The sequence below is a fragment of the Candidatus Avoscillospira sp. LCP25S3_F1 genome (assembly GCF_052117125.1).
Taxonomy (GTDB): domain Bacteria; phylum Bacillota; class Clostridia; order Oscillospirales; family Oscillospiraceae; genus Avoscillospira_A.
The window spans coordinates 83,588-103,776 of sequence record NZ_JBQKJT010000001.1; the positions used below are offsets into that span (position 1 = coordinate 83,588).

At 59.5% G+C, this 20,189-nt stretch carries 16 protein-coding genes and 3 tRNA genes; 9 read left to right on the forward strand and 10 right to left on the reverse strand.

Annotated features, from left to right (window positions below):
• Positions 1 to 12: 12 nt before the first annotated feature.
• Positions 13 to 1,701 carry a glutamine--tRNA ligase/YqeY domain fusion protein gene (locus ACTQ33_RS00455; protein ID WP_441461149.1) on the forward strand — a complete coding sequence of 563 codons (1,689 nt, stop codon included), beginning with the start codon at positions 13 to 15 and terminating at the stop codon, positions 1,699 to 1,701.
• Between the two features lie 521 nt (positions 1,702 to 2,222).
• On the opposite strand, the gene ACTQ33_RS00460 is transcribed toward ACTQ33_RS00455, so the two are convergent.
• Positions 2,223 to 3,095 carry a glycoside hydrolase family 25 protein gene (locus ACTQ33_RS00460; RefSeq protein WP_441461150.1) on the reverse strand — a complete coding sequence of 291 codons (873 nt, stop codon included), beginning with the start codon at positions 3,093 to 3,095 and terminating at the stop codon, positions 2,223 to 2,225.
• A 139-nt stretch (positions 3,096 to 3,234) separates the two neighbouring features.
• On the opposite strand from ACTQ33_RS00460, the gene ACTQ33_RS00465 reads away from it, so the two are divergent.
• Positions 3,235 to 4,617, forward strand: coding sequence for a CapA family protein (locus ACTQ33_RS00465; protein WP_441461152.1), 1,383 nt, complete (start codon positions 3,235 to 3,237; stop codon positions 4,615 to 4,617).
• On the forward strand, positions 4,614 to 5,099 hold the full coding sequence (locus ACTQ33_RS00470; RefSeq protein WP_441461154.1) for a deoxycytidylate deaminase: 486 nt from the start codon (positions 4,614 to 4,616) through the stop codon (positions 5,097 to 5,099). Before ACTQ33_RS00465 ends, ACTQ33_RS00470 begins: the two co-directional genes overlap by 4 nt.
• Before the next feature lie 153 nt (positions 5,100 to 5,252).
• On the opposite strand, the gene ACTQ33_RS00475 is transcribed toward ACTQ33_RS00470, so the two are convergent.
• The gene (locus ACTQ33_RS00475; protein ID WP_441461156.1) at positions 5,253 to 5,708 is read right to left on the reverse strand and encodes a GNAT family N-acetyltransferase; all 456 of its coding nucleotides are present in this window, start codon (positions 5,706 to 5,708) and stop codon (positions 5,253 to 5,255) included.
• 327 nt (positions 5,709 to 6,035) lie between these two features.
• Positions 6,036 to 7,793 (reverse strand): ABC transporter ATP-binding protein, encoded by a 1,758-nt coding sequence (locus tag ACTQ33_RS00480; RefSeq protein WP_441461158.1) that lies wholly within the window; start codon positions 7,791 to 7,793, stop codon positions 6,036 to 6,038.
• A gap of 419 nt (positions 7,794 to 8,212) precedes the next feature.
• Here ACTQ33_RS00480 and ACTQ33_RS00485 point away from each other — a divergent pair, with 419 nt between their 5' ends.
• From ACTQ33_RS00485 to ACTQ33_RS00500, 4 genes are all read left to right on the forward strand, one after another.
• Positions 8,213 to 8,536 carry a PadR family transcriptional regulator gene (locus tag ACTQ33_RS00485; RefSeq protein ID WP_441461160.1) on the forward strand — a complete coding sequence of 108 codons (324 nt, stop codon included), beginning with the start codon at positions 8,213 to 8,215 and terminating at the stop codon, positions 8,534 to 8,536.
• Positions 8,533 to 9,834: a DUF2812 domain-containing protein gene (locus tag ACTQ33_RS00490; protein ID WP_441461162.1), complete on the forward strand. Its 1,302-nt coding sequence runs from the start codon at positions 8,533 to 8,535 to the stop codon at positions 9,832 to 9,834. The genes ACTQ33_RS00485 and ACTQ33_RS00490 overlap by 4 nt, the downstream gene beginning before the upstream one ends.
• 120 nt (positions 9,835 to 9,954) lie before the next feature.
• Positions 9,955 to 11,172 carry a diaminopropionate ammonia-lyase gene (gene dpaL, locus ACTQ33_RS00495; RefSeq protein WP_441461164.1) on the forward strand — a complete coding sequence of 406 codons (1,218 nt, stop codon included), beginning with the start codon at positions 9,955 to 9,957 and terminating at the stop codon, positions 11,170 to 11,172.
• Between the two features lie 164 nt (positions 11,173 to 11,336).
• On the forward strand, positions 11,337 to 11,828 hold the full coding sequence (locus ACTQ33_RS00500; protein WP_441461166.1) for a hypothetical protein: 492 nt from the start codon (positions 11,337 to 11,339) through the stop codon (positions 11,826 to 11,828).
• A 58-nt stretch (positions 11,829 to 11,886) separates the two neighbouring features.
• Here the strand turns inward: ACTQ33_RS00500 and ACTQ33_RS00505 are convergent, their stop codons facing one another.
• Positions 11,887 to 13,317 (reverse strand): hypothetical protein, encoded by a 1,431-nt coding sequence (locus ACTQ33_RS00505; protein WP_441461168.1) that lies wholly within the window; start codon positions 13,315 to 13,317, stop codon positions 11,887 to 11,889.
• Between the two features lie 147 nt (positions 13,318 to 13,464).
• On the opposite strand from ACTQ33_RS00505, the gene ACTQ33_RS00510 reads away from it, so the two are divergent.
• On the forward strand, positions 13,465 to 15,189 hold the full coding sequence (locus ACTQ33_RS00510; RefSeq protein WP_441461170.1) for an Hsp70 family protein: 1,725 nt from the start codon (positions 13,465 to 13,467) through the stop codon (positions 15,187 to 15,189).
• A gap of 138 nt (positions 15,190 to 15,327) precedes the next feature.
• Here the strand turns inward: ACTQ33_RS00510 and ACTQ33_RS00515 are convergent.
• The 6 genes from ACTQ33_RS00515 to ACTQ33_RS00540 form a co-directional block, all read right to left on the reverse strand.
• A tRNA-Leu gene (locus ACTQ33_RS00515) sits at positions 15,328 to 15,415 on the reverse strand.
• 24 nt (positions 15,416 to 15,439) lie between these two features.
• Positions 15,440 to 15,527, reverse strand: a tRNA-Leu gene (locus ACTQ33_RS00520).
• Positions 15,528 to 15,615: 88 nt separating this feature from the next.
• Entirely contained in the window at positions 15,616 to 16,788 is a 1,173-nt protein-coding gene (locus ACTQ33_RS00525) for a phosphoglycerate dehydrogenase (RefSeq protein ID WP_441461172.1), read from the reverse strand.
• A gap of 100 nt (positions 16,789 to 16,888) precedes the next feature.
• The gene (gene bilR, locus ACTQ33_RS00530) at positions 16,889 to 18,001 is read right to left on the reverse strand and encodes a bilirubin reductase (protein ID WP_441461174.1); all 1,113 of its coding nucleotides are present in this window, start codon (positions 17,999 to 18,001) and stop codon (positions 16,889 to 16,891) included.
• A complete protein-coding gene (gene bilQ / locus ACTQ33_RS00535) occupies positions 17,974 to 18,411 on the reverse strand; it encodes a bilirubin utilization transcriptional regulator BilQ (protein WP_441461176.1) in 438 nt (145 codons plus the stop codon). Before bilQ ends, bilR begins: the two co-directional genes overlap by 28 nt.
• A gap of 107 nt (positions 18,412 to 18,518) precedes the next feature.
• Positions 18,519 to 18,606, reverse strand: a tRNA-Leu gene (locus tag ACTQ33_RS00540).
• Between the two features lie 426 nt (positions 18,607 to 19,032).
• Between ACTQ33_RS00540 and aroF the strand changes: the two genes are divergently transcribed.
• Entirely contained in the window at positions 19,033 to 20,037 is a 1,005-nt protein-coding gene (gene aroF / locus ACTQ33_RS00545; protein ID WP_441461178.1) for a 3-deoxy-7-phosphoheptulonate synthase, read from the forward strand.
• The last annotated feature ends 152 nt before the right edge of the window (positions 20,038 to 20,189 follow it).

A 20,189-nucleotide genomic window follows, 5' to 3' on the forward strand; every position in this document is an offset into this window, starting at 1 on the left:
AGGACGGAAACTATGGCAGAAGAAATCAAGACCCCGGAATACCGCAACTTTATCCACGCCTTCATCGACGAGGACATTGCCGCCGGCGGTCAATATGAGGGTATGACCGTGCACACCCGGTTCCCGCCGGAGCCTAACGGCTATCTGCACATCGGCCACTGCAAGGCCCTGGTCATCGACTTCGGCACCGCCGAGAAGTACAACGGCCTGTGCAACCTCCGCATGGACGACACCAATCCCACCAAGGAGGATGTGGAATATGTGGAAGCCATCCAGGAGGATATCCGCTGGCTGGGCTTCGACTGGGGCGACCGGTTCTTCTACGCCTCGGATTACTTTGAGAAGATGTACGAGTGCGCCGTGGACCTCATTAAAAAAGGTCTGGCCTACGTCTGCCAGCTGACCCCCGAGCAGATGCGGGACATGCGCGGCGATGTGGGCACCCCCGCCCAGAGCCCCTATCGGGACCGGCCCATGGAAGAGAGCCTGGACCTGTTCCAGCGTATGCGGGCCGGGGAGTTCCCCGACGGCGCCATGACGCTGCGGGCCAAGATCGATCTGGCCTCCGGCAACTTCAATATGCGCGACCCGGTCATCTACCGCATCAACCACAAGCACCACCACCGTCAGGGGGACAAGTGGTGCATCTACCCCATGTACGACTTCGCCCACCCCATCGAGGACGCCCTGGAGGGTATCACCCATTCCCTGTGCTCCCTGGAGTTTGAGGCCCACCGGCCCCTCTACAACTGGGTGGTGGACAACTGCGACCTGCCCGCCAAGCCCCGGCAGATCGAGTTTGCCCGTCTGGGCATCGATCACACGGTCATGTCCAAGCGGAAGCTGAGAGCCTTGGTGGAGGACGGCAAGGTGGCCGGTTGGGATGACCCCCGAATGCCCACCCTCTGCGGTCTGCGCCGCCGTGGCTACACCCCCGCCTCCATCCGCAATTTCTGCGAGCGCATCGGCGTGGCCAAGTCCGCCTCCACCGTGGAATACGCGTTCCTGGAGCACTGTCTCCGGGAGGATCTCAACGAGACGGCCCGCCGCGTCATGGCGGTTCTGCGGCCCGTCAAGCTGGTCATCACCAACTACCCCGAGGGCCAGACCGAGACCTTCACCGTGGAGAACCATCCCAACGACCCTGCCGCCGGCAGCCGGGAAGTGTCCTTCTCCCGGGAGCTGTATGTGGAGGCCGACGACTTCCTCACTGAGCCAGTGCCCAAATTCAAGCGTCTCTACCCCGACGGCCCCGAGTGCCGCCTGAAGGGCGCGTATCTGATCCGCTGCACCGGTTACAAGACCGACGATGCGGGCAATGTCACGGAGATTGAGGCCGTCTACGACCCCGACAGCCGCGGCGGCGACCCCGCCGACGGCCGCAAGGTCAAGGGCGCTACCATCCACTGGGTGGACGCCGCCACCTGCCGCACCGCCGAGGTCCGTCTGTACGAAAACCTGTTTGCCGACGCCGAACCCGACGCGGGCGACAAGGATTTTCTGGAGTGCCTGAACCCCCATTCCCTGGAGGTCCTCACCGACTGCAAGGTGGAAGCCGCTTTGGCCAATACCCAGCCCGCCGACCGCTTCCAGTTCATGCGCCTGGGCTACTTCTGCGCCGACTCCAAGGATTCCACCCCGGACCATTTGGTGTTCAACCGCGCCGTCAGCCTGAAAGACAGCTTCAAGCCCAGCAAGTAAGGGGACTTTTTCCGGGGGCTCTGCCCCCATACCCCCGCGATTTTTTGTATCAGGCAATCCGACACCCGTGTGTCTGCGGTTGTCGCTGGGCCTTTTCCGCCATAGCTGCGGTGTGGCTTTTTGCCATACATCCAGTATGGCTGCAAATCCACACCTTGCTCTGACGAAAAAAACTCACCGACAACTCTTGCCAACGGGTATCAGACTGCCCAAAATCGAGTAAAACTTTCAATGGCCCTGGATTCCCACGGAATCCAGGGCCAGAACTGTTTATATAGGGGTATCCGTGCAAGTGTACCGGCGGGGCTGAGGGGCCTTTGGCCCTCCCACCGCAACAATGCGAAGCATGGATTGAGGGCGCTGCCGCACCCATTCCGAGCCACCGCACCAAACCACTAAAATAACACTCCCCCAAAATTAAAAAGTTTTACTCGATTTTTTTCAAAAAATCGCAGGGGTCCAGGGGGCGGCGCCCCCGGTCGCCCCGCGCACGGGGCGAAATCCCCACGAACCGGGCTTCCCTATTGCTCCGGCTCCCAGAAGCTGAGGTTCAGGTCCACGCCGCCCTCGATGCCGGAGACGGTGCCTTCGTTGGTGTACTGCCACATTTTGAAATCGTAGACAAAGTCCGGGGCGCTGCCGTATTCGGCCAGCCAGAAGACATAATCGGTCAATTCCGGCAGCATGAACCACTGATAACCGAAAATCTGGTTAAAATAGATACCGGCCGTATATCCGGCGGCTTCAATTTCCGCACAGAACGCCTTGGCGCAGTCGGTGAGCTGCTGCTGGGTCATGTTGGCGGTACGGGCGTGGGGCTGGCCCACATCCTCCCAGTCGAACACAATGGGATAGGTGATATTCAGGCCCTCGATGGCCCGCAGGACGATGTCGGCTTCCTCCCGGGCCTCCTCCGGGGTGATGGCCTGGGAGAAGAAATAGACGCCCACGGCGATGCCATTCTCCCTGGCTCCGGCCACATTGTCATAAAATTTCGCGTCCAGCGAGGTCGTGCCTTCGGTGTAGCCCCGGTAGCCCACCCGCAGCATGGCGTACTCCACACCGTCGGAGGCCACAGCGGCCCAGTCAATTGTCCCCTGATGGTCCGAAACGTCAATACCACGGTGGGCTGTCTCCGGACCATCGTATACCAGATAACTGCCGTCCCAACGGAACGCGTCGGCGTCATACTCGTTGACCGGCAGGCCGGGAATCAGTTCTGTAGGATGCCAGGGCTCGTCCGTTTCCACCGTCTCCGGTTCCGGCTCCGGCTCGTTCCGCAGGTACCGGCCCACCAGCTCAAACGCGCCGAAGAGGACGCCGAAGATCACGGCCACCACAATAAAAATCAGCAAAATCGTTGCGGGCGGTGTGCTACGCCGCTTTTTTCGCATGTTCTCGACCACCTTTCCCCGACAGTATACCACAAACGAGCCTATTCGCCAAGTTTTTTGCAATTTTCAAAAATCCATTGTGTATTTCGGTCATTTATTGTAGAATAGTATCAAAGTATAGCATGAAGGAGGTACTCCTATGGCTGATTTTGATTATAACCCCTCCGACTATGAGCGCAATGAACAGCGCCTGGAGGCTCGCCGTCTCAAACGCATTGAGGCCAAACGGCGGCGCATTATCCGCCAACGCATCATCCTGGGCCTGGCCGCCCTGGTGATTCTTCTGATCATCGTTCTCGTTGCCCGCGGCTGCGGCGGCGACAAAACGCCTCCCGCCGACAACGATACCCAGCAGCAGACGCAGCAGCAGGACACCAACGACACCCCGGCCCTGCCCACTTCCTCTACGGCCACCCTCTCCGCCGTGGGCGATATCATGATCTACGACGCCCAGCTGGCCGACGCCAAGGAAGCCGACGGCACCTACAACTTCCTGCCGGCTCTGGCCCCCGTCAGTTCCCTGCTGACGGCCGCCGATGTGACCGTGGCCAACTTCGAGGCCAACTTCGCCGGAGAACCCGCCGGATATCCCTATTTCCGGGCGCCCGAATCCCTGGCTACCACCTTGGCCGGTCTCGGCGTGGATATCCTGCAAACGGCCAACACCTATTCCATCCAGAACGGTATGGCGGGACTGCAAAGCACCGTCCAGGTCATCCGGGAGAACGGTATGTCCTCTCTGGGCACCTATCTGTCCTCTGAGGATAAGACGGAGAATCAAGTGGTGGTCAAGGAGGTCAACGGCATCCGTATGGCCTTTATCGGCTTCACCAAGGGCGTCAACAACCTGACGGTCCCCGAAGGATCGGAATACAGCGTGGACCTGCTGTACACCGATTACGCCACCACCTATAACACCGTCAACACCGCAGGCATCACCGCCGCCGTGGAAGCCGCCAAGGCCAAGGACCCCGACGTGATTGTGGCCATGGTCCACTGGGGCAGCGAATACGAGACGGAAATCAGCGCTACCCAGAAGCAGATCACCAATACCCTGGCCCAGAACGGCGTGGACGTCATCATCGGCAGCCATCCCCACATCGTGGGCAAGATGGAGATGCAGACCGTCACCGTGGACGGCAAGGAAAAGCAGGTCTTTGTGGCCTACTCCCTGGGCAACTTCATGGGGGCCATGAACCGCGACAGCACCGATGTCAATGAGAGCGTTGTGCTCAATCTGGAATTCACCAAGACCAACGACAGCACCACCATTTCCAAAGCGGAATATGTGCCTATCTACTTCTTTGATAACGGAGAATCGGCCATCAACCGCTATGAAATCCGGGGTATTTATGACGTTCTGAACGGCAACCCCACGGAGGAGGTCAAGACGGCCATGGAGGCCGCGCTGGAGCATCTGGCCACCAACACCGAATCCACCTACGCCGCTCCCAACACAGCAGCCGCTCCCACGACCACCGATGACGGCGGCACCACCGACAGCGAGGTACCGGCAGAATGAAACGACAAGGCTATATCAACTGGGATGAATACTTTATGGGCGTTGCCATGCTGGCTGCCAAGCGGTCCAAGGACCCCAACACCCAGGTGGGCGCCTGCATCGTCAGCCCCGACAACATCATCCTTTCCACCGGCTACAACGGGTTCCCCAAGGGGTGCAGCGACGACGAATTTCCCTGGGAACGGGACGGCGACGACACCAAATACCCCTTTGTGGTCCACGCGGAGCTGAACGCCATTCTCAACTGCAACGGCAAAAGTCTCAAGGACGCCTCCATTTATGTGGCCCTGTTCCCCTGCAATGAGTGCGCCAAGGCCATCATCCAATCGGGTATCCGGGAGGTGGTATATCTGTCGGACAAGTACGCTTCGACAGCCGCCACCCTGGCTTCCAAACGGATGATGGACGCCGCCGGCGTCACCTACCGTCAGCTGATTCCCTCCATCGACAGCATCACCCTGGATTTCCGGGTGGAGGCGTAAAGAGGGTGTTTCGCCCGCTGCGGCGGGCGGGTGTTTCGCGCCTTGTGAGGCGCGACCGGGGGCGCTGCCCCCTGGACCCCCGCGATTTTTTGAAAAAATCGAGTAAAACTTTCAATGGCCCCGGATTCCCATGGAATCCGGGGCCAGTTTGTTTTATAGTTCAATTTTCATCCGAGTTTCCCGATAGTGGACGCCGTCAAAGTCGTATTCCACCGTTCCCACGTCTTGGAACCCCAACTTGTGATACAGAGCGGCGGCCACGGTGTTTTCCAGTTCCACACAGAGGTACAGTTCCCGGATGCCCATGGTGTCCCGGAGGTACTGCAAAAAGGCTTTGACCGCCGCTGTGCCATAGCCCCGGCCCTGATACTGGGCACCGATCATCATGCGGCTTAGGGACCAGCCGGGAATCTCCGGGTCATAGTCAAACAGGAGAAATCCCACCATTGTGTCATCGGCATAGATGGCGCGGGTGTACAGCCCCTCCTCAAATTGGGCCTCCACCAGAGACCGGGCGTTGTCGGCCACAAATCCTTTCTGCTCATCCGCCACCTGGAGACAGATGCAGTCCATATAGTTGCTTTTGTCAATTTCCCGAAAGGTAATCATGGTTGTTCTCCTGTTCCATGATGGGGTGTGCGGCCCGATGCCCCAGGGCGGGGCCAGGTATCGTCCACCGCCGCACCAATGCAAACCCGTACCAACCCATGGAGCATTCTCCCGGCGGGGCTGATGGGCCTTTGGCCCTCTCACCGCAACAATGCGAAGCATGGATTGAGCGCGTTGCCGCACCCATTCCAAACCACCGCACCAAATCAAAATATCAATCCAAACTATAAAAGTTTTACTCGATTTTTTTCAAAAAATCGCAGGGGTCCAGGGGGCGGCGCCCCCGGTCGCCCCGCGCACGGGGCGAAATCCCCCCTACCGCACCGATTACAGCTTCGTCACCGCCGCCTGGGTGCGGTACAACTCGGCGTAAGCGCCGCCTTTTTCCAGGAGTTCGGCGTGGGTACCGGATTCGGCAATGACGCCGTCGGACACCACCAAAATGCGGGTGGCATTGCGGATGGTGGAAAGGCGGTGGGCAATAATCAGGGTGGTACGGCCCTGGGCCAGCTGGTCGAAGGCCTTTTGGATTTTGGCTTCGGTGACGGAGTCCAACGCGGAGGTGGCCTCGTCCAAAATCAGAATGGGCGGGTTCTTCAGGAAAATTCTCGCAATGGAAATGCGCTGCTTCTGGCCGCCGGACAGGAGGGTGCCCCGTTCGCCCACATAGGTGTGGAAACCCTCGGGCATGGCCATGATATCCTCATAAATCTCAGCCCGTTTGGCGGCTTCGATGACCTGCTCCATGGTGGCGTTGGGGGTACCGTAGCGGATATTTTCCAGCACGGTGTTGGGGAACAGAAATACATCCTGCTGGACAATGCCGATGTTTTTGTGGAGGGAATCCTGCTGGACCTCCCGGACGTCGTGGCCGTCGATGGCGATGCTGCCGCCGGTCACGTCGTAGAACCGGGGAATCAGCTGACATAGGGTGGTCTTGCCGCCGCCGGAAGGGCCGACCACAGCGATGGTCTCACCGGGCTCCACGGTGAGGGACACGTCCCGCAAAACTTCCCGGTCGTCATCCTCATAGGCAAAGTCCACATGGTCCATGGTGATGCGGCCCTCCACCCGCTCCAGGGGCTTGGCGTTGGGCGCGTCCTGAATGGTGGGCTCCGTGGCCATCAGTTCAATAAAGCGGTCGAGACCGGCAAATCCATTGGAAAACAGCTCGGCAAAGTTCGCCAGCTTCCGGACCGGGTTGATAAAGGTGGTGATATACAGGCTGAACGTGATCAAATCCACATAGGTCATGGTCCCCTGCATAATCAGGCCGCCGCCGACGGTGATAACGGCCACACTCAGAAGGGTCATAAACAGTTCCATGCTGCCCATAAACCGGCCCATGGCCTTATAATACTGGGTCTTGGAGCCTTTGTACTGCTCGTTGGCCTGGTCGAATTTGTTCAGCTCCGCGCCCTCGCTGGCAAACGCCTTGGCGGTCCGGATGCCGGACAGCCCCGATTCCAGATCGGCGTTGATGGCGCCGGTCTTCTGCTTGACCTTGTGGGATGCCCGGCGCATGGCGCCCCGCATGGTGACGATTACCACCAGAAACACGGGAATCATGATGGTAACCACCAGGGCCAGCTGCCATTGGATGGTAAACATAATCACCAACGCGCCGACGATGGTCACAGAGGCAATGAACAGGTCCTCGGGGCCGTGGTGGGCCAGTTCGGTGATTTCAAACAGATCGTTGGTGAGACGGCTCATGAGCTGGCCGGTGCGGTTCTGGGAGAAAAATCCATAGCTGAGCTTCTGCATATGGGCGAACAGGTCCCGGCGAATGTCGGCTTCCACCCGAATGCCGAAGATATGGCCCTGATAGGTGACAATATAATACAGCACGGACCGCAGCACAAAGGCCACCACCACAATGGCCATAACCGTAAAGAACGTCCGGTACGCCTGATTGGGCAGAAGGTCGTACATGGCTGTCCGGGACACCAGCGGAAACGCCAGATCAATCATGGAAATCAGAAAGGCACAGCTGATATCCAGCAGGAACAGTTTCCAATGGGGTTTGAAATAGGAGAGGAAAATGGATAATTTTCCCCTGGTCTGAAAGTCTTTTGTCGTCATGCTATCTTCTCGCTTTCCTCTGTTTTCTATATTATATCCACTCCCCGGCGACGGTGCAAGGGGAATATCCCCTTGACATTATCGATATTCGATATTATACTGCAAGTAAGGAAAGCTATCGGCGGCAGAGGTACGCTCCCTTCCTGCGAGATCAGATGGAACCCGGTCCCGGCGGGACTGCGGGGCCTTTGGCCCTCTCACCGCAACAATGCGAAGCATGGATTGAGTGCGTTACCGCACTTCTTCCAACGTACTGCACCAAACCCAATAAAAAATCCAAAACATTAAAAGTTTTACTCGATTTTTTTCAAAAAATCGCGGAGTCCAGAGGCAGGGCCTCTGGTCGCCCGTCGCAACGGGCGAAATCCCCTTTTTTCTTTCCTGTGTATTATCGATATTCGCTATAGGAGGTGACCGCCATGCCGAGAGAGAAATTCCAAACACTGACGGAACAAATGTACTATATTCTTCTGTGTTTGCGGGAGGAACGGTGCGGTATGGATATTATGGACTGGGTTTCGGCCTGCACCGGCGGCCGGGTGCGCATTGGGGCAGGCACCCTTTACAACCTGTTGGAGCAGTTCTGTGACGCGGGGATGATCGTACTGACCCGCATTGAGGGACGGCGGCGCAGTTACCGGCTGACCGGCAAGGGTGTGGAAGCCCTGCAAAAGGAATACGACCGGCTGTGCCGTCAGGCGGCAGACTTCCGGCGCGTCATGGGAGAGGAGGAAACACCATGAGGAAGCACCATTTTCATATTCAATACTTCAGCTTTTACGATTTGGACGGCATGGGCCGTCATTTGGAAGAAATGGCCGCCCGTGGCTGGATGCTGGAAAGGATGACCACCTTTGGCTGGCACTACCGACGCATGGAGCCGAAACGGCTGCGGTTTACGGTGACATACCAGGACACCTTTTCCGTCTTTGACCCGGAGGGCAGCGAGGGGCAGCAGGAATATCAGGATTTGTGCCGTCAAAGCGGCTGGGAGGTGGCGGCGGCCAACGGGCCGTTACAGGCGTTTTACACCGAGGACGAGGACGCGCCGCCCATTGAGACGGACCCCCAGCTGGTGCTGGAAACCGTGGAACGGTTGGCAAAGAAGACCCGGATTCCCAACCTGTTCACTCTGCTGGTGGCTCTGTTCAATTTCTGGGTACTGGTGGGGAATGTCCTGCGGAATCCCATCCATCTGCTGGCCTCCCCTGCCACCCTGGTGGGCGGTATCTGCTGGACGCTGCTGGCCCTGTACAATGTGACGGAGCTGGTGACCTATGGCCGGTGGCATCGGAAGGCCAAAGCTGCCGCCGCCGTGGGCGAGTTCGTCCCAGTGCGGAGCCATGCCCGGCTGCTGCGTGTCATTGTGGGCACGGCGGTCCTGTCCATCCTCTATATCCTCCTGTTCTCCCGTATGCCGGGATATGGTCTGCTGCTGGTAGTGATTCTGGCGGGCATGTGCCCCATCTTTATCATTCCCGGCGTCACCCATGGAATATTGAAACGGCGGGGCGTCCCGGCCAACGTCAACCGGCGGTGGACGATTGTCGCCAACATCGGCGCCACCCTGTTCACAGTCGTGCTACAGTGTATGTTGGTCTTCTCTCTCGTAGGAAACCCGGCGTTTTATCAGGAAGACGATATTACTGCGGCCCCTCTGGCCATAGCGGACCTGACAGGGATAACTGATGACCGCTATGTGCAACGGGTCCATGTGGACCGCTCTCTGTTCCTCTACGACTTCGCCTGTACTGAGGAAGCCCCCTTTGATGACGCCGATCTGCCGGAACTGTCCTATGAGATCGTGGATGTAAAATTCCCACTATTCTATAATCTGTGCCGTGACTTTCTCATCGACCCAGGCTACGGCGACGGCTACACCCTCCGGGACCCCCTGCCCGGCGTCTCCGCCGTCTACCAGCATACAAAAGGCTACCCCTCCTACATCCTCTGCTGGGACACGCGGCTGGTCCGACTCAGCGCTGACTGGGAGTTGACGGCGGAACAGCTGGAAACCGCTGCCCGCAACCTGGCCCCCTGACGGATTTTTCCGAAATTTCCCCCGCTCCCCCCTTGACTTCCCAGCGGAATATGATATGATGATTCCAACAACAAATAAATTTTTTGCTGTTCAAAAAATTTTTGTATATTGGAGTGTACTATGAAAGAGCAGATCAAATGGGTGGATAACCACATGCCGGCCAGCGATGACAAGCAGCTTGCCATCATGTCTCTGAAAAACGTGGCCAAGGCCCGGTTTTTCCACAGCAGCTTCCCCCAGTATTCCGTCACGCCTCTGGCCTGTCTCGACGGCATGGCCAAGTATCTCGGCCTGGGGGGTCTCTATGTCAAGGACGAGTCCTACCGCTTCGGCCTCAACGCCTTCAAGGTTCTGGGCGGCTCCTTCGCCATGGCCCGGTACATCGCCCAAAAGATGGATGCTGACGTTTCCCAGATGACGTATGACTACCTGACCAGCAAGCAGTTCCGGGAGGAGTTCGGTCAGGCCACCTTCTTCACCGCCACCGACGGCAACCATGGCCGCGGCGTGGCCTGGGCCGCCCACAAGCTGGGTCAGAAGGCCGTGGTCCACATGCCCAAGGGCAGCAGCCAGGCCCGCTACGACAACATCGCCAAGGAGGGCGCCACGGTCACCATCGAGGATGTCAACTACGACGAGTGTGTCCGCATGGCCGCCGCCGAGGCCGCTGAGACCAAGCTGGGCGTTGTCGTCCAGGACACCGCCTGGGAGGGCTACGAGGAGATTCCTTCCTGGATTATGCAGGGCTACGGCACCATGGCCAGCGAGGCCGCCGAGCAGCTGCGGCAGGTGGAAGTGAACCGCCCCACCCATGTGTTCATCCAGGCCGGCGTCGGTTCCCTGGCCGGCGCGGTGGTGGGCTACTTCACCAACCTGTTCCCCAACAATCCCCCCAAGTTCATCGTCATGGAGGCCCGCGCCGCCGACTGCCTGTACCAGGGCGCTCTGGCCGGTGACGGCAAACCCCGCATTGTGGAGGGCGATCTCCAGACCATCATGGCGGGTCTTGCCTGCGGCGAACCCAACATCCTCTCCTGGGATATCCTCCGCAACCACGTCTCCGCCTTCGTCTCCTGCCCCGACTGGGTCAGCGCCCGCGGTATGCGGATGCTGGGCGTCCCCGTCAAGGGCGATCCCACCGTCATCTCCGGTGAGTCCGGCGCCGTGGGCATGGGCCTGCTGGCCGCTCTGATGGAGACCGACGAGTACAAGGATCTCCGCGACGCCATCGGTCTAGACCGGTTCAGCCAGGTACTGCTGTTCTCCACCGAGGGCAACACCGATCCCCTCAAGTTCCGCAAGGTCCTGTGGGACGGCGAATACTCCACCGTGGACTAATCATTCTATCTCTGCCCATTCCTTTCGCGCCGCCGGTCTTCCCCCCTTTTGACCGGCGGCGCTTTTTTCCTGTCCGCGGATGCCCCAAAAGGAGACTTTCCATTTTCTCCGCCCGGTGTTACAATGGTACCATGCAAACCGGCACGGTCAGGAGGGCTTTTTACATGAAATCGCGAAACAACAACCGGCTGCTCCGCTTGTTTGTCTTTTTTCTCTGGGGCATCCTGCTGGTATGGGTGGTCCAGGCGTATCTGGCGGAGGAGGGCTCCTCCCTGCTCTCCGTCCTCTTTGTTCTGGGCGGGGCCCTGGTCCTCCTGGGCCTGTGTTACTGGATTTATTTGGGGGTGCGGGCCCAACGTCTGGGAAAGCAGATCGACAAGGCTGTATTCCAATACCAGCTGTCCCACGACGCCGACGCCTATCTGGCCCAGCTGGCCCAATGCGAAGCCATGCCCGGTGTGGACCGGACCGCGTTCTATGATCTGCCCGCCCGGGACTATCTGGCCATTTTGAAAATCCGTGTGTTGCGGGAGATGGGCCGGACGGCAGAATGCCGCGCCGTCCTGGACGATGCCATGCAGCGCACCACCAACGAACTGGCCCGACAATCGTTCCGGACGGAGGAAGCGCTGCTGCAAGAGCAGCCGGATTCCTGACAGGAGACAAGGCGCAGCCCAATGTGGCTGCGCCTTGTCTCCTGTTTGTATGTATTCGTTATTCCGGCAGACGGTAGACGGTCACCGGCGTGCCGTCCTCCAATGTCACCGTCTCAGCGGGCGCCAGGTCCGACAGGTATCCCGGGTACAGGCTGGGCTGACAGTACAGCGCCGTCAAATCCTTTCGCAGCAGGTAATCTATGGAATGGCCGCTGCCGTCCCGGTCCCAACAGACCATCATCCAATAGTCGTCGTCTCCAAAAGTGGCCTGTCCGCTGCGGACCACCTCGGAACCGTCGGCGTCGGGGAAATCCTTGTACACCACCCCGTCATAGTAGAGGATGGAGTGGAGCAGGGCCAGGGACGATTGCTCCTCATATTGCAGCAGCAGCGTCTCTCCGGTGCAGGGTTCCGTGGCCGTGGTGGAGTTGTAGTTGATGATGATACTGTCCCGATAGACCAGGTACACCCGGAACTCCGGCATCTGCTTCTGATACCACGACTCCTGGGAAACGGCTTCCAGTTCATCCCCCAGGGCCTGGACAAAGTCCTCACCCCCGTGCATGGGCATCTGGAACACAAACAGCGACGGCGGCGAACCGCCCGACGCCCCCTCGCCCTCGTGGTCTGTCTGCTCCACATTGAAGCTCAGCGAATACGCGGGCCACTGGGCCGCAAAGTCCCGGAGCCGCCAAAACAGCCGGACGTTGGGATAATTGGTATCGTATCCCAGCTGCCCCGCTTCCATGTCCCGGCCGCCCCGGTAGATGGCCTGGAATCGAATCTCCGGATTGTCCTCCAGCCAGTAGAGGTACCGCAGTTCCTCCCGCTTGTCGTTGTTGGGCGACGAGACGATTTCCACCCCCCAGTCCTCCTCCATCTGCTGTAGGATGGTCCTGGGATATGTATTTTTTTCCAGACTGTTCAGCACTTCCGGCAGTGCCAGGCGGCCCACCACCAGAAGCATCAGCAAGGCCGCAATCAGCAGCATGATCTTGTCCACGCCGCGCTTTTTCCGGTGGTAGCCCCATACGGTCTCGTATTCCTCTGCCTGATGGGGCAGTTCCTCCGGCGGCGGCCGGTCCTCCGGTTCCTCCTCCTCCAGCAGCTCCTCAAAATCCCAGTCCTCGGACTGGGACTCGTCTTCCTCCGCCTGGTCCTCCAGAGCGGAGAAGTCCAGTTCTTCCGGCCCGGCGTGCTCCGGCGGTTCCTCCTGGTCCTCCAGGGCGGAACCATCCTGCCCCTCCGATTCCGTGGGCGTCTCCTGGGGTTCCGAACGGCCCTCCGGCTCCTGAAACACCGGCATGGGCCGCCGGTTCCGCCGGTCCGTGGCCATGCGCCGGGCCATCTGATAGGCCCGGTGGAGCGCCTGGAAGCCCTCCGGGTCCTCCTCGGGATGCACCTCTTTGAGGCGCTGGGCATAGGCCCGCTTGATGGTCTCCGTATCCGACGGACCCGGCAGCCCCAATTCTCTCCATGGACTGTTCACGGTACACCTCCTGCATCCAAACAATGATTTCCTCCATTGTACCACAGCCGACCGCCCCTGTACATCGGCACTTTTCGCCCCGCCCTTGACGGCAGCCCATCCCCCCTGTTAAGATATAGCAAGATACATTGGAAATGGGGTATGGTTATGGCAATCATCGGCATCGATCTGGGGACCACCAACAGTCTGGCTGCCGTCTGGAAGGACGGCCGTTGTCAGCTGATCCCCAACGCTTCCGGCGCCTATCTGACGCCCAGCGTGGTCAGCGTAGAGGACGACGGCTCCATTCTGGTGGGACAGGCCGCCAAGGAGCGGCTGATCTCCCATCCCGACCGGACCATCTCCCGCTTCAAGCGCCACATGGGGACCCGGCAGGTCTTCACCCTGGGCAAAAAGCAGTTCCATCCCGAAGAGCTGTCGGCCCTGGTGCTGCGGCGGCTGCGGGAGGACGCGGAGTGTTTTCTGGGCGAACCGGTCACCGAAGCCGTCATCAGTGTACCCGCCTATTTCACCGAGGCCCAGCGGGCCGCCACCAAGCGGGCCGGGACCCTGGCCGGTCTGGTGGTGGAACGGCTGGTCAACGAACCCTCCGCCGCCGCCCTGTCGGCCCACATCCAGGAGGGCGGCGAGGACCGGGTCTGTCTCGTCTTCGACCTGGGCGGCGGCACCCTGGACGTGTCCCTGGTGGAACGGTTTGAAAACGTGGTCAGCGTCACCGCCGTCAGCGGCGACAACCGGTTGGGCGGCTCCGACTTCGATCTGGCCATGGCCCAGGCGTTCTGTGAGGAGACCGGCATAGACTTCGACCATCTTTCCACGGGACGGCAGGAACTGCTGATCCGGCAGGCGGAGACGTGCAAAATCGCCCTGACCACCCAGCCCATGGCCATGATGGTCGTCTCCTTCGACGATGTCCACGTCTCCCTGACCATCACCAATGAATGGCTCATCCGCAAGTGCAGCCGGTTGTTCAAACGATTGACAGCCCCCATTCAGCAGGTCCTGCGGGATGCGAACCTGTCGCCCCAGGAGCTGGACGAACTGGTGCTGGTGGGCGGCTCCAGCCATATGCCCTCGGTCCGGCAGTACATCTCGAAAACTTTGGGCATGGAGCCGTCCCAGAACAGCCGCCCCGACACGGCCATTGCCCTGGGCGCCGGTATCTGTGCCGGTATGAAAGCCCGGTGCGCCGACATCCGGGAACTGGTGCTGACGGATGTCTGCCCCTTCACCCTGGGCGTGGCGGTGTTCAACCCCGAGCAGCCCCGCCGCCACCGTATGTGCCCCATCATCGAGCGGAACAGCGTCCTGCCCTCCAGCAAGGAAAATGTCTTCTGGACCGTCCGCGACCGGCAGCGCCGGGTGGATGTTGAGGTTTATCAGGGCGAGCAGCCCTATTGCAGCGACAATACCCTGCTGGGGAAGCTGTCGGTCCCGGTGCCTCCTGGCCCGGCCGGGACGCAGCAGGTCCGCATCCGGTTCAGCTACGACATCAACGGTCTTCTGGAGGTGGAGTGCCGCACGGCCATCAAGGAGGAATCGGCCATTCTGCTGCAAAATCAGGAGATGACCCCGGCAGAGGTGGAAAAACGGCTGCAAGCCCTGTCGGCGTTGAAGCTGCACCCCCGGGAACAGGAGGTGCCCCGCGCCCTGCTGGCCCGGGCCGAACGGCTGTACGCCTCGTCTCTTGGCGAGACCCGCGCCGCCCTGGATCAGGCCCTGTCCTGGTATCAGCGGGAGCTTTCCTCCCAGGAATCCCTCCGGGTGGCCAAGGCTTCCCGCCGGATGGAGCAGATGTTGAATTCGGTGGAATCCTATCTGGAACGGGACCCCTTCGACGAGGGCTTCCCCCAGTGGGAGGACCCGGAGTAATCTTTCAGTCCCATTCGCCGCCTGTGAAACGGACGGTGGATGGGACGTTCTTCTTTTGTTCTTCTGCTGTCACGGTCAGGCTGACAAGTCCCCTTTTGAACATAAAAAAACGGAGCAAAGCGAACTTTGCTCCGTTTTTGGTGCGCGAGGCGGGACTTGAACCCGCACGTGCGTAATGCACACTAGAACCTGAATCTAGCGAGTCTGCCAATTCCACCACTCGCGCGTACGATATGAAGTTTGACAAAGATGGTGCGCGAGGCGGGACTTGAACCCGCACATGCGTAATGCACACTAGAACCTGAATCTAGCGAGTCTGCCAATTCCACCACTCGCGCATCTATGTCACATGCTCGCTGAGCACAGGAAGCATTTTACCATATAGATTCCATCTTGTCAATCCCTTTTCCGATTTTTTGTCAAAAATCAGTGGTTCAGCACCCGGACCCGGATCATACCGGGAATGGCCCGCAGCTTGTCGGCCACGTCGTCCTTGATGCGGCTGTTGACGTCCACCAGCGTGTAGGCGAACTCCTTCTTGGACTTGTTGGTGAGGTTTTCCACGTTGACCCCTTCATCGGACAGAATCGTGGTGATCTGGGTCAGCATGGCCGGGACATTCTTGTGGATCAGGCACAGACGGCAGATGCCGCTCCACTCCTGCACCACGTTGGGCAGATTGACGGAGTTGCGGATATTGCCGTTGACCAGATATTCCTTCAGCTGATCGGCGGCCATGCGGGCGCAGTTTTCCTCGCTCTCCGGCGTGGACGCCCCCAGATGGGGCATGGCAATGACGTTCTTCCCCCGGCAGATTTTCTCATCGGGAAAATCTGTGACATACCGGGCCACCCGGCCCGATTCCAGCGCCTCCAGCATGTCGTCGTCGTTGACCAGACCGCCCCGGGCCAGATTCAGAATGCGGACATGGCCTTTCATCTTGGCAATGGTATCGCTGTTGATAAAATCTTTCGTATCGTTGGTGTAGGGCACATGAATGGTGATGTAATCGGATACCCGGTACAGCTCCTCCACGTTCTGGACCACATGCACGTGGCGGTCCAGCCGCAGGGCCGCGTTGACCGACAGGAACGGATCGTAGCCATAGACATCCATGCCCAGCTCCAGGGCCACGTTGCACACCAGCGCGCCAATGGCACCCAAACCGATGACGCCCAGGGTCTTGTGGTACAGCTCGGGACCGGCAAAGGCCGCCTTGCCCTTCTCCACCACGTCCTCCACCTTCACACTGTCGTCGGCCACCTGCTCCCGAACCCAGTTGCAGCCGCCCACAATGTCCCGGGACGCCAGCAGCAGCGCCGCGATGACCAGCTCCTTGACGGCGTTGGCATTGGCGCCGGGGGTGTTGAACACCACAATGCCGTTTTCCGAGCAGCGGTCGATGGGGATGTTGTTGGTACCGGCGCCGGCCCGGGCAATGGCCCGCAGGGCGTCGGGGAACGGATAGTCGTGCATGGCCGCCGAGCGGACCAGAATGCCATCCTCATTTTCCACGTCCCCGCCCACCTGGAACCGGGTCTGATCCAGCAGATTGAGCCCCGCCGCCGAGATTTTGTTGAGCGTTTTGATACGATACATAAAAAACAACCTCGAATCTCTGTGATATGACGCCCCGTGCGTAGTTGTTCTTTATTATAGTAGCGAAGCACATCTCTGTCAAGACAAATGTCCGTCAAATTTAGTCATTCGTCTTTCCCTCGTAGATACAGTGGACGCCCTGATGGGCCATCATGCCGCCGAGACACGCCCGGTTGCACCGGACACACCGGTGAATGGCATCGGCACGGCCGTCCCGCGTCTTGGCCGGCCAGTCCGGGTCGGCAATCAGCTGGCGGCTCATGGCGGCGCAGTCCATGCGCCCGGTGCGCAGCTGTTCCTCCACAAAATCCGGGTTGGTCAATCCGCCCACGCCGCAGACCGGCAAATGGGTCACCTGTTTCACCGCGTCGCAGAACCGCAGAAAACACCCTTCCATTCCGAAAGCCGGGTGATTGGCCGGGGGGATGGTGTCGGTCAGCTCGCCGTGGTTGGCCAGCGTCACATGGAAACTGGTTACCCCCGCCCGCTCCAGCAACGGCACAAACTCCGGCAGCTCCGATTCCAACACACCGGCGTTGCCGTAGTGGGGTTCCTCCTGCCGCACCACCAATTTGAAATCAATGGGCAGCTCCGGCAGGCTGCGGCGGACTGCCGACACGGCCTCCACGGCAAACCGCGCCCGATTTTCCAGGCTCCCGCCATACTCGTCCGTCCGGTGGTTCATCAGGGACGAGGCAAAACTGCCGCACATCCGGTCCCCGTGGACCTGGACCATATCAAAGCCCGCCTGGACCGCCAGCTCTGCCGCCGTTCCAAACGATTCCGTGATTTTTTTCACCTTTTCAGCGGGAAGACCCGTGATGTACGGGCTCACCTGCTGGTTCAGCAGGGGCCGCAGCTCCTCCTTGGAAATGCGTTTTGTCATCACGCCGGGAATATATTTCAGCATGGCTTTCAAATCGGCGTCCGACTGGTGGAGCTGGGCACAGAGTTTGCATCCTTCCCCATGCACCGCTTCCGCCAGGGCTCGATATTGGGCAAAGCCCTTTTTGGTGTACAGAGACGGCCCAAAGCCGTGGGGCAGCACCGGCACGTCGCCCACAATGATCATCGCGCAGCCCCCGGCGGCAATCCGCCGCAGCCGCTCCACCTGTTCCTCCCAGGGCAGTCCCAGGGTGGTGGGCGCAAAGATGATTCGATTTTTCAGCGTCAGGCCGCCGTAGTTCAAAGGGCTGTTGATGGTTTCGTACATGGAGTATCCACTTCTTTCCGTGTTGCTTTTGCCAGGAGCGCCAGCAGCTGCGCCTGCTCCGCCTCGCTGAGGGCGGACAGCACTTCGGCGTCCCAGTCGTGAAACACCTGATGACTCACCGCAAATGCCTCCTGTCCCCGTAGGCTCAGCTCCAGCCGGTAGGCCCGCCCCGCCTTCTCCCGCCGCAGAAATCCCTCCTGCTCCAGGCGGGTAATGCTGCGCTGGGAGTGGCCCCAGTCCAGGTTCAGGGCGCTGGTCAACTCCGCCTGGGTGCAGCGGGGATGTTTGCCGATATACAAAATCAGAAACAACGCGCCGAAATTCAGCCCCAGCGCTTGCAGCCGGGCCGAGGTATAGGCCGCAAAGCTGCGGTGAAATACAGTGGCATAATACGCCAGCGTTTGCTGCATGATGGTTCGTCTCCTTTACTTGACTTTGTCAAGAATACTCCATACACTTGACAAAGTCAAGCGTATAAAAATAAAAAATCGGAGCAAAGCGAACTTTGCTCCGACGATGGTGCGCGAGGCGGGACTTGAACCCGCACGTGCGTAATGCACACTAGAACCTGAATCTAGCGAGTCTGCCAATTCCACCACTCGCGCATCTTTCATTTGTTTCGCCGTCTCTCGACTGCTCAAATATGATATCACAGAGGGTCCGCAATGTCAACCATCATTTTAAAAAAATCCTTCCGTTTTTCTGCCGTCCGAAAAATCACCAAGAACATCCTCCATTCTCCGCTGTGGATTTGTCACTATTCACCACTGGATTTCCCGGGATAATCGTGCTATGATTTACCCATCTAAAGCAAGACAGGAGTTTTTTCACATGCTGCGTTCTCTGACCGCAACTGCATACGGCTTTTATAGCTTCAGCTTTACCTACTTTTTTTGGGGTAAGGCTTTTTGTGGTTGCCAAAAACAGGTCGCAAGCTGATGGAATGCTTCTATCGGTAGGCACGTAACGGACCTGCAGCGCAACCGCTGCGGGTCCTTTTTTTGTACCATCAACTAACGGAGGGAAACATTATGATCGTCATTCTCAAGAAAAACCCCGACCAACAGCAGCTGGATCGCCTGCGCTCCTGGCTGGAAGAACGCCACATTACCATCCATCCCACCGTCGGCGTCAACCAGACCATCTGGGGCCTGGTGGGCGACACGTCCCATCTGGACATCAATCTCATCGCCTCTCTGGACATTGTCGATGATGTCAAGCGCGTTCAGGAACCCTACAAGAACGCCAACCGGAAGTTCCATCCCGATGATACCGTGGTACAGGTGGGCGCCACCACCGTCGGCGGCGGCTCTCTGACCCTCATTGCCGGTCCCTGCTCCGTGGAGTCAGAGGAGCAGATCTGCACCATTGCCCAGCAGGTCAAGGCCAGCGGCGCAACCATGCTCCGCGGCGGCGCATTCAAGCCCCGCACCTCCCCCTACTCCTTCCAGGGCCTGCGCAACGAAGGCATCCGGCTCCTGTCCATCGCCAAGAAGGTCACCGGCCTGCCCATTGTCACCGAGATCATGGACGCCTCCCAGCTGGACTGCTTCGACGATGTGGATGTGATTCAGGTGGGCGCCCGCAACATGCAGAACTTCGAGCTGCTCAAGGTGCTGGGCGAACTGCGCAAGCCCATTCTCCTCAAGCGCGGCCTGTCCGCCACCTACGAAGAACTGCTCATGAGCGCCGAATACATCATGGCCGGCGGCAATGAGAACGTCATCCTCTGCGAGCGCGGCATCCGGACCTTCGAGACCTACACCCGCAACACCATGGACGTAACCGCCATTCCCGTTCTCAAGCAGCTGTCCCATCTGCCGGTTCTCGTGGACCCCAGCCACGCCGCCGGCAAATACAAGCTGGTGCCCCCTCTGGCCAAAGCGGCCCTGGCCGCCGGCGCCGACGGTCTCATCATTGAGGTCCACAATGACCCGGAACACGCCCTCTGCGACGGTCCCCAGTCCCTGCGCCCCGAAGTCTTCGACAAGCTGGCCGGAGACCTGCGGGCCATCCACGAGCTGGTGCATCAGTAATGGGATTTCGCCCGCTGCGGCGGGCGGGTGTTTCGCCCGTTGCGACGGGCGGGTATTTCGCCCGCTGCGGCGGACAGGTGTTTTACCCGCTGCGGCGGACAGGTATTTTACCCGCTGCGGCGGATAGGTATTTCGCGCCGTGCGCGGCGCGA

Excerpts from the sequence above, each read along its gene's own strand:
- bilQ (WP_441461176.1), bottom strand. The coding sequence starts at position 18,411 with ATGCAGCAAACGCTGGCGTATTATGCCACTGTATTTCACCGCAGCTTT.
- ACTQ33_RS00455 (WP_441461149.1), top strand. The coding sequence starts at position 13 with ATGGCAGAAGAAATCAAGACCCCGGAATACCGCAACTTTATCCACGCC.
- ACTQ33_RS00465 (WP_441461152.1), top strand. The coding sequence starts at position 3,235 with ATGGCTGATTTTGATTATAACCCCTCCGACTATGAGCGCAATGAACAG.
- ACTQ33_RS00510 (WP_441461170.1), top strand. The coding sequence starts at position 13,465 with ATGGCAATCATCGGCATCGATCTGGGGACCACCAACAGTCTGGCTGCC.
- ACTQ33_RS00500 (WP_441461166.1), top strand. The coding sequence starts at position 11,337 with ATGAAATCGCGAAACAACAACCGGCTGCTCCGCTTGTTTGTCTTTTTT.
- ACTQ33_RS00525 (WP_441461172.1), bottom strand. The coding sequence starts at position 16,788 with ATGTATCGTATCAAAACGCTCAACAAAATCTCGGCGGCGGGGCTCAAT.
- ACTQ33_RS00460 (WP_441461150.1), bottom strand. The coding sequence starts at position 3,095 with ATGCGAAAAAAGCGGCGTAGCACACCGCCCGCAACGATTTTGCTGATT.
- ACTQ33_RS00480 (WP_441461158.1), bottom strand. The coding sequence starts at position 7,793 with ATGACGACAAAAGACTTTCAGACCAGGGGAAAATTATCCATTTTCCTC.
- ACTQ33_RS00470 (WP_441461154.1), top strand. The coding sequence starts at position 4,614 with ATGAAACGACAAGGCTATATCAACTGGGATGAATACTTTATGGGCGTT.
- ACTQ33_RS00485 (WP_441461160.1), top strand. The coding sequence starts at position 8,213 with ATGCCGAGAGAGAAATTCCAAACACTGACGGAACAAATGTACTATATT.
- dpaL (WP_441461164.1), top strand. The coding sequence starts at position 9,955 with ATGAAAGAGCAGATCAAATGGGTGGATAACCACATGCCGGCCAGCGAT.
- ACTQ33_RS00475 (WP_441461156.1), bottom strand. The coding sequence starts at position 5,708 with ATGATTACCTTTCGGGAAATTGACAAAAGCAACTATATGGACTGCATC.
- bilR (WP_441461174.1), bottom strand. The coding sequence starts at position 18,001 with ATGTACGAAACCATCAACAGCCCTTTGAACTACGGCGGCCTGACGCTG.
- ACTQ33_RS00490 (WP_441461162.1), top strand. The coding sequence starts at position 8,533 with ATGAGGAAGCACCATTTTCATATTCAATACTTCAGCTTTTACGATTTG.
- aroF (WP_441461178.1), top strand. The coding sequence starts at position 19,033 with ATGATCGTCATTCTCAAGAAAAACCCCGACCAACAGCAGCTGGATCGC.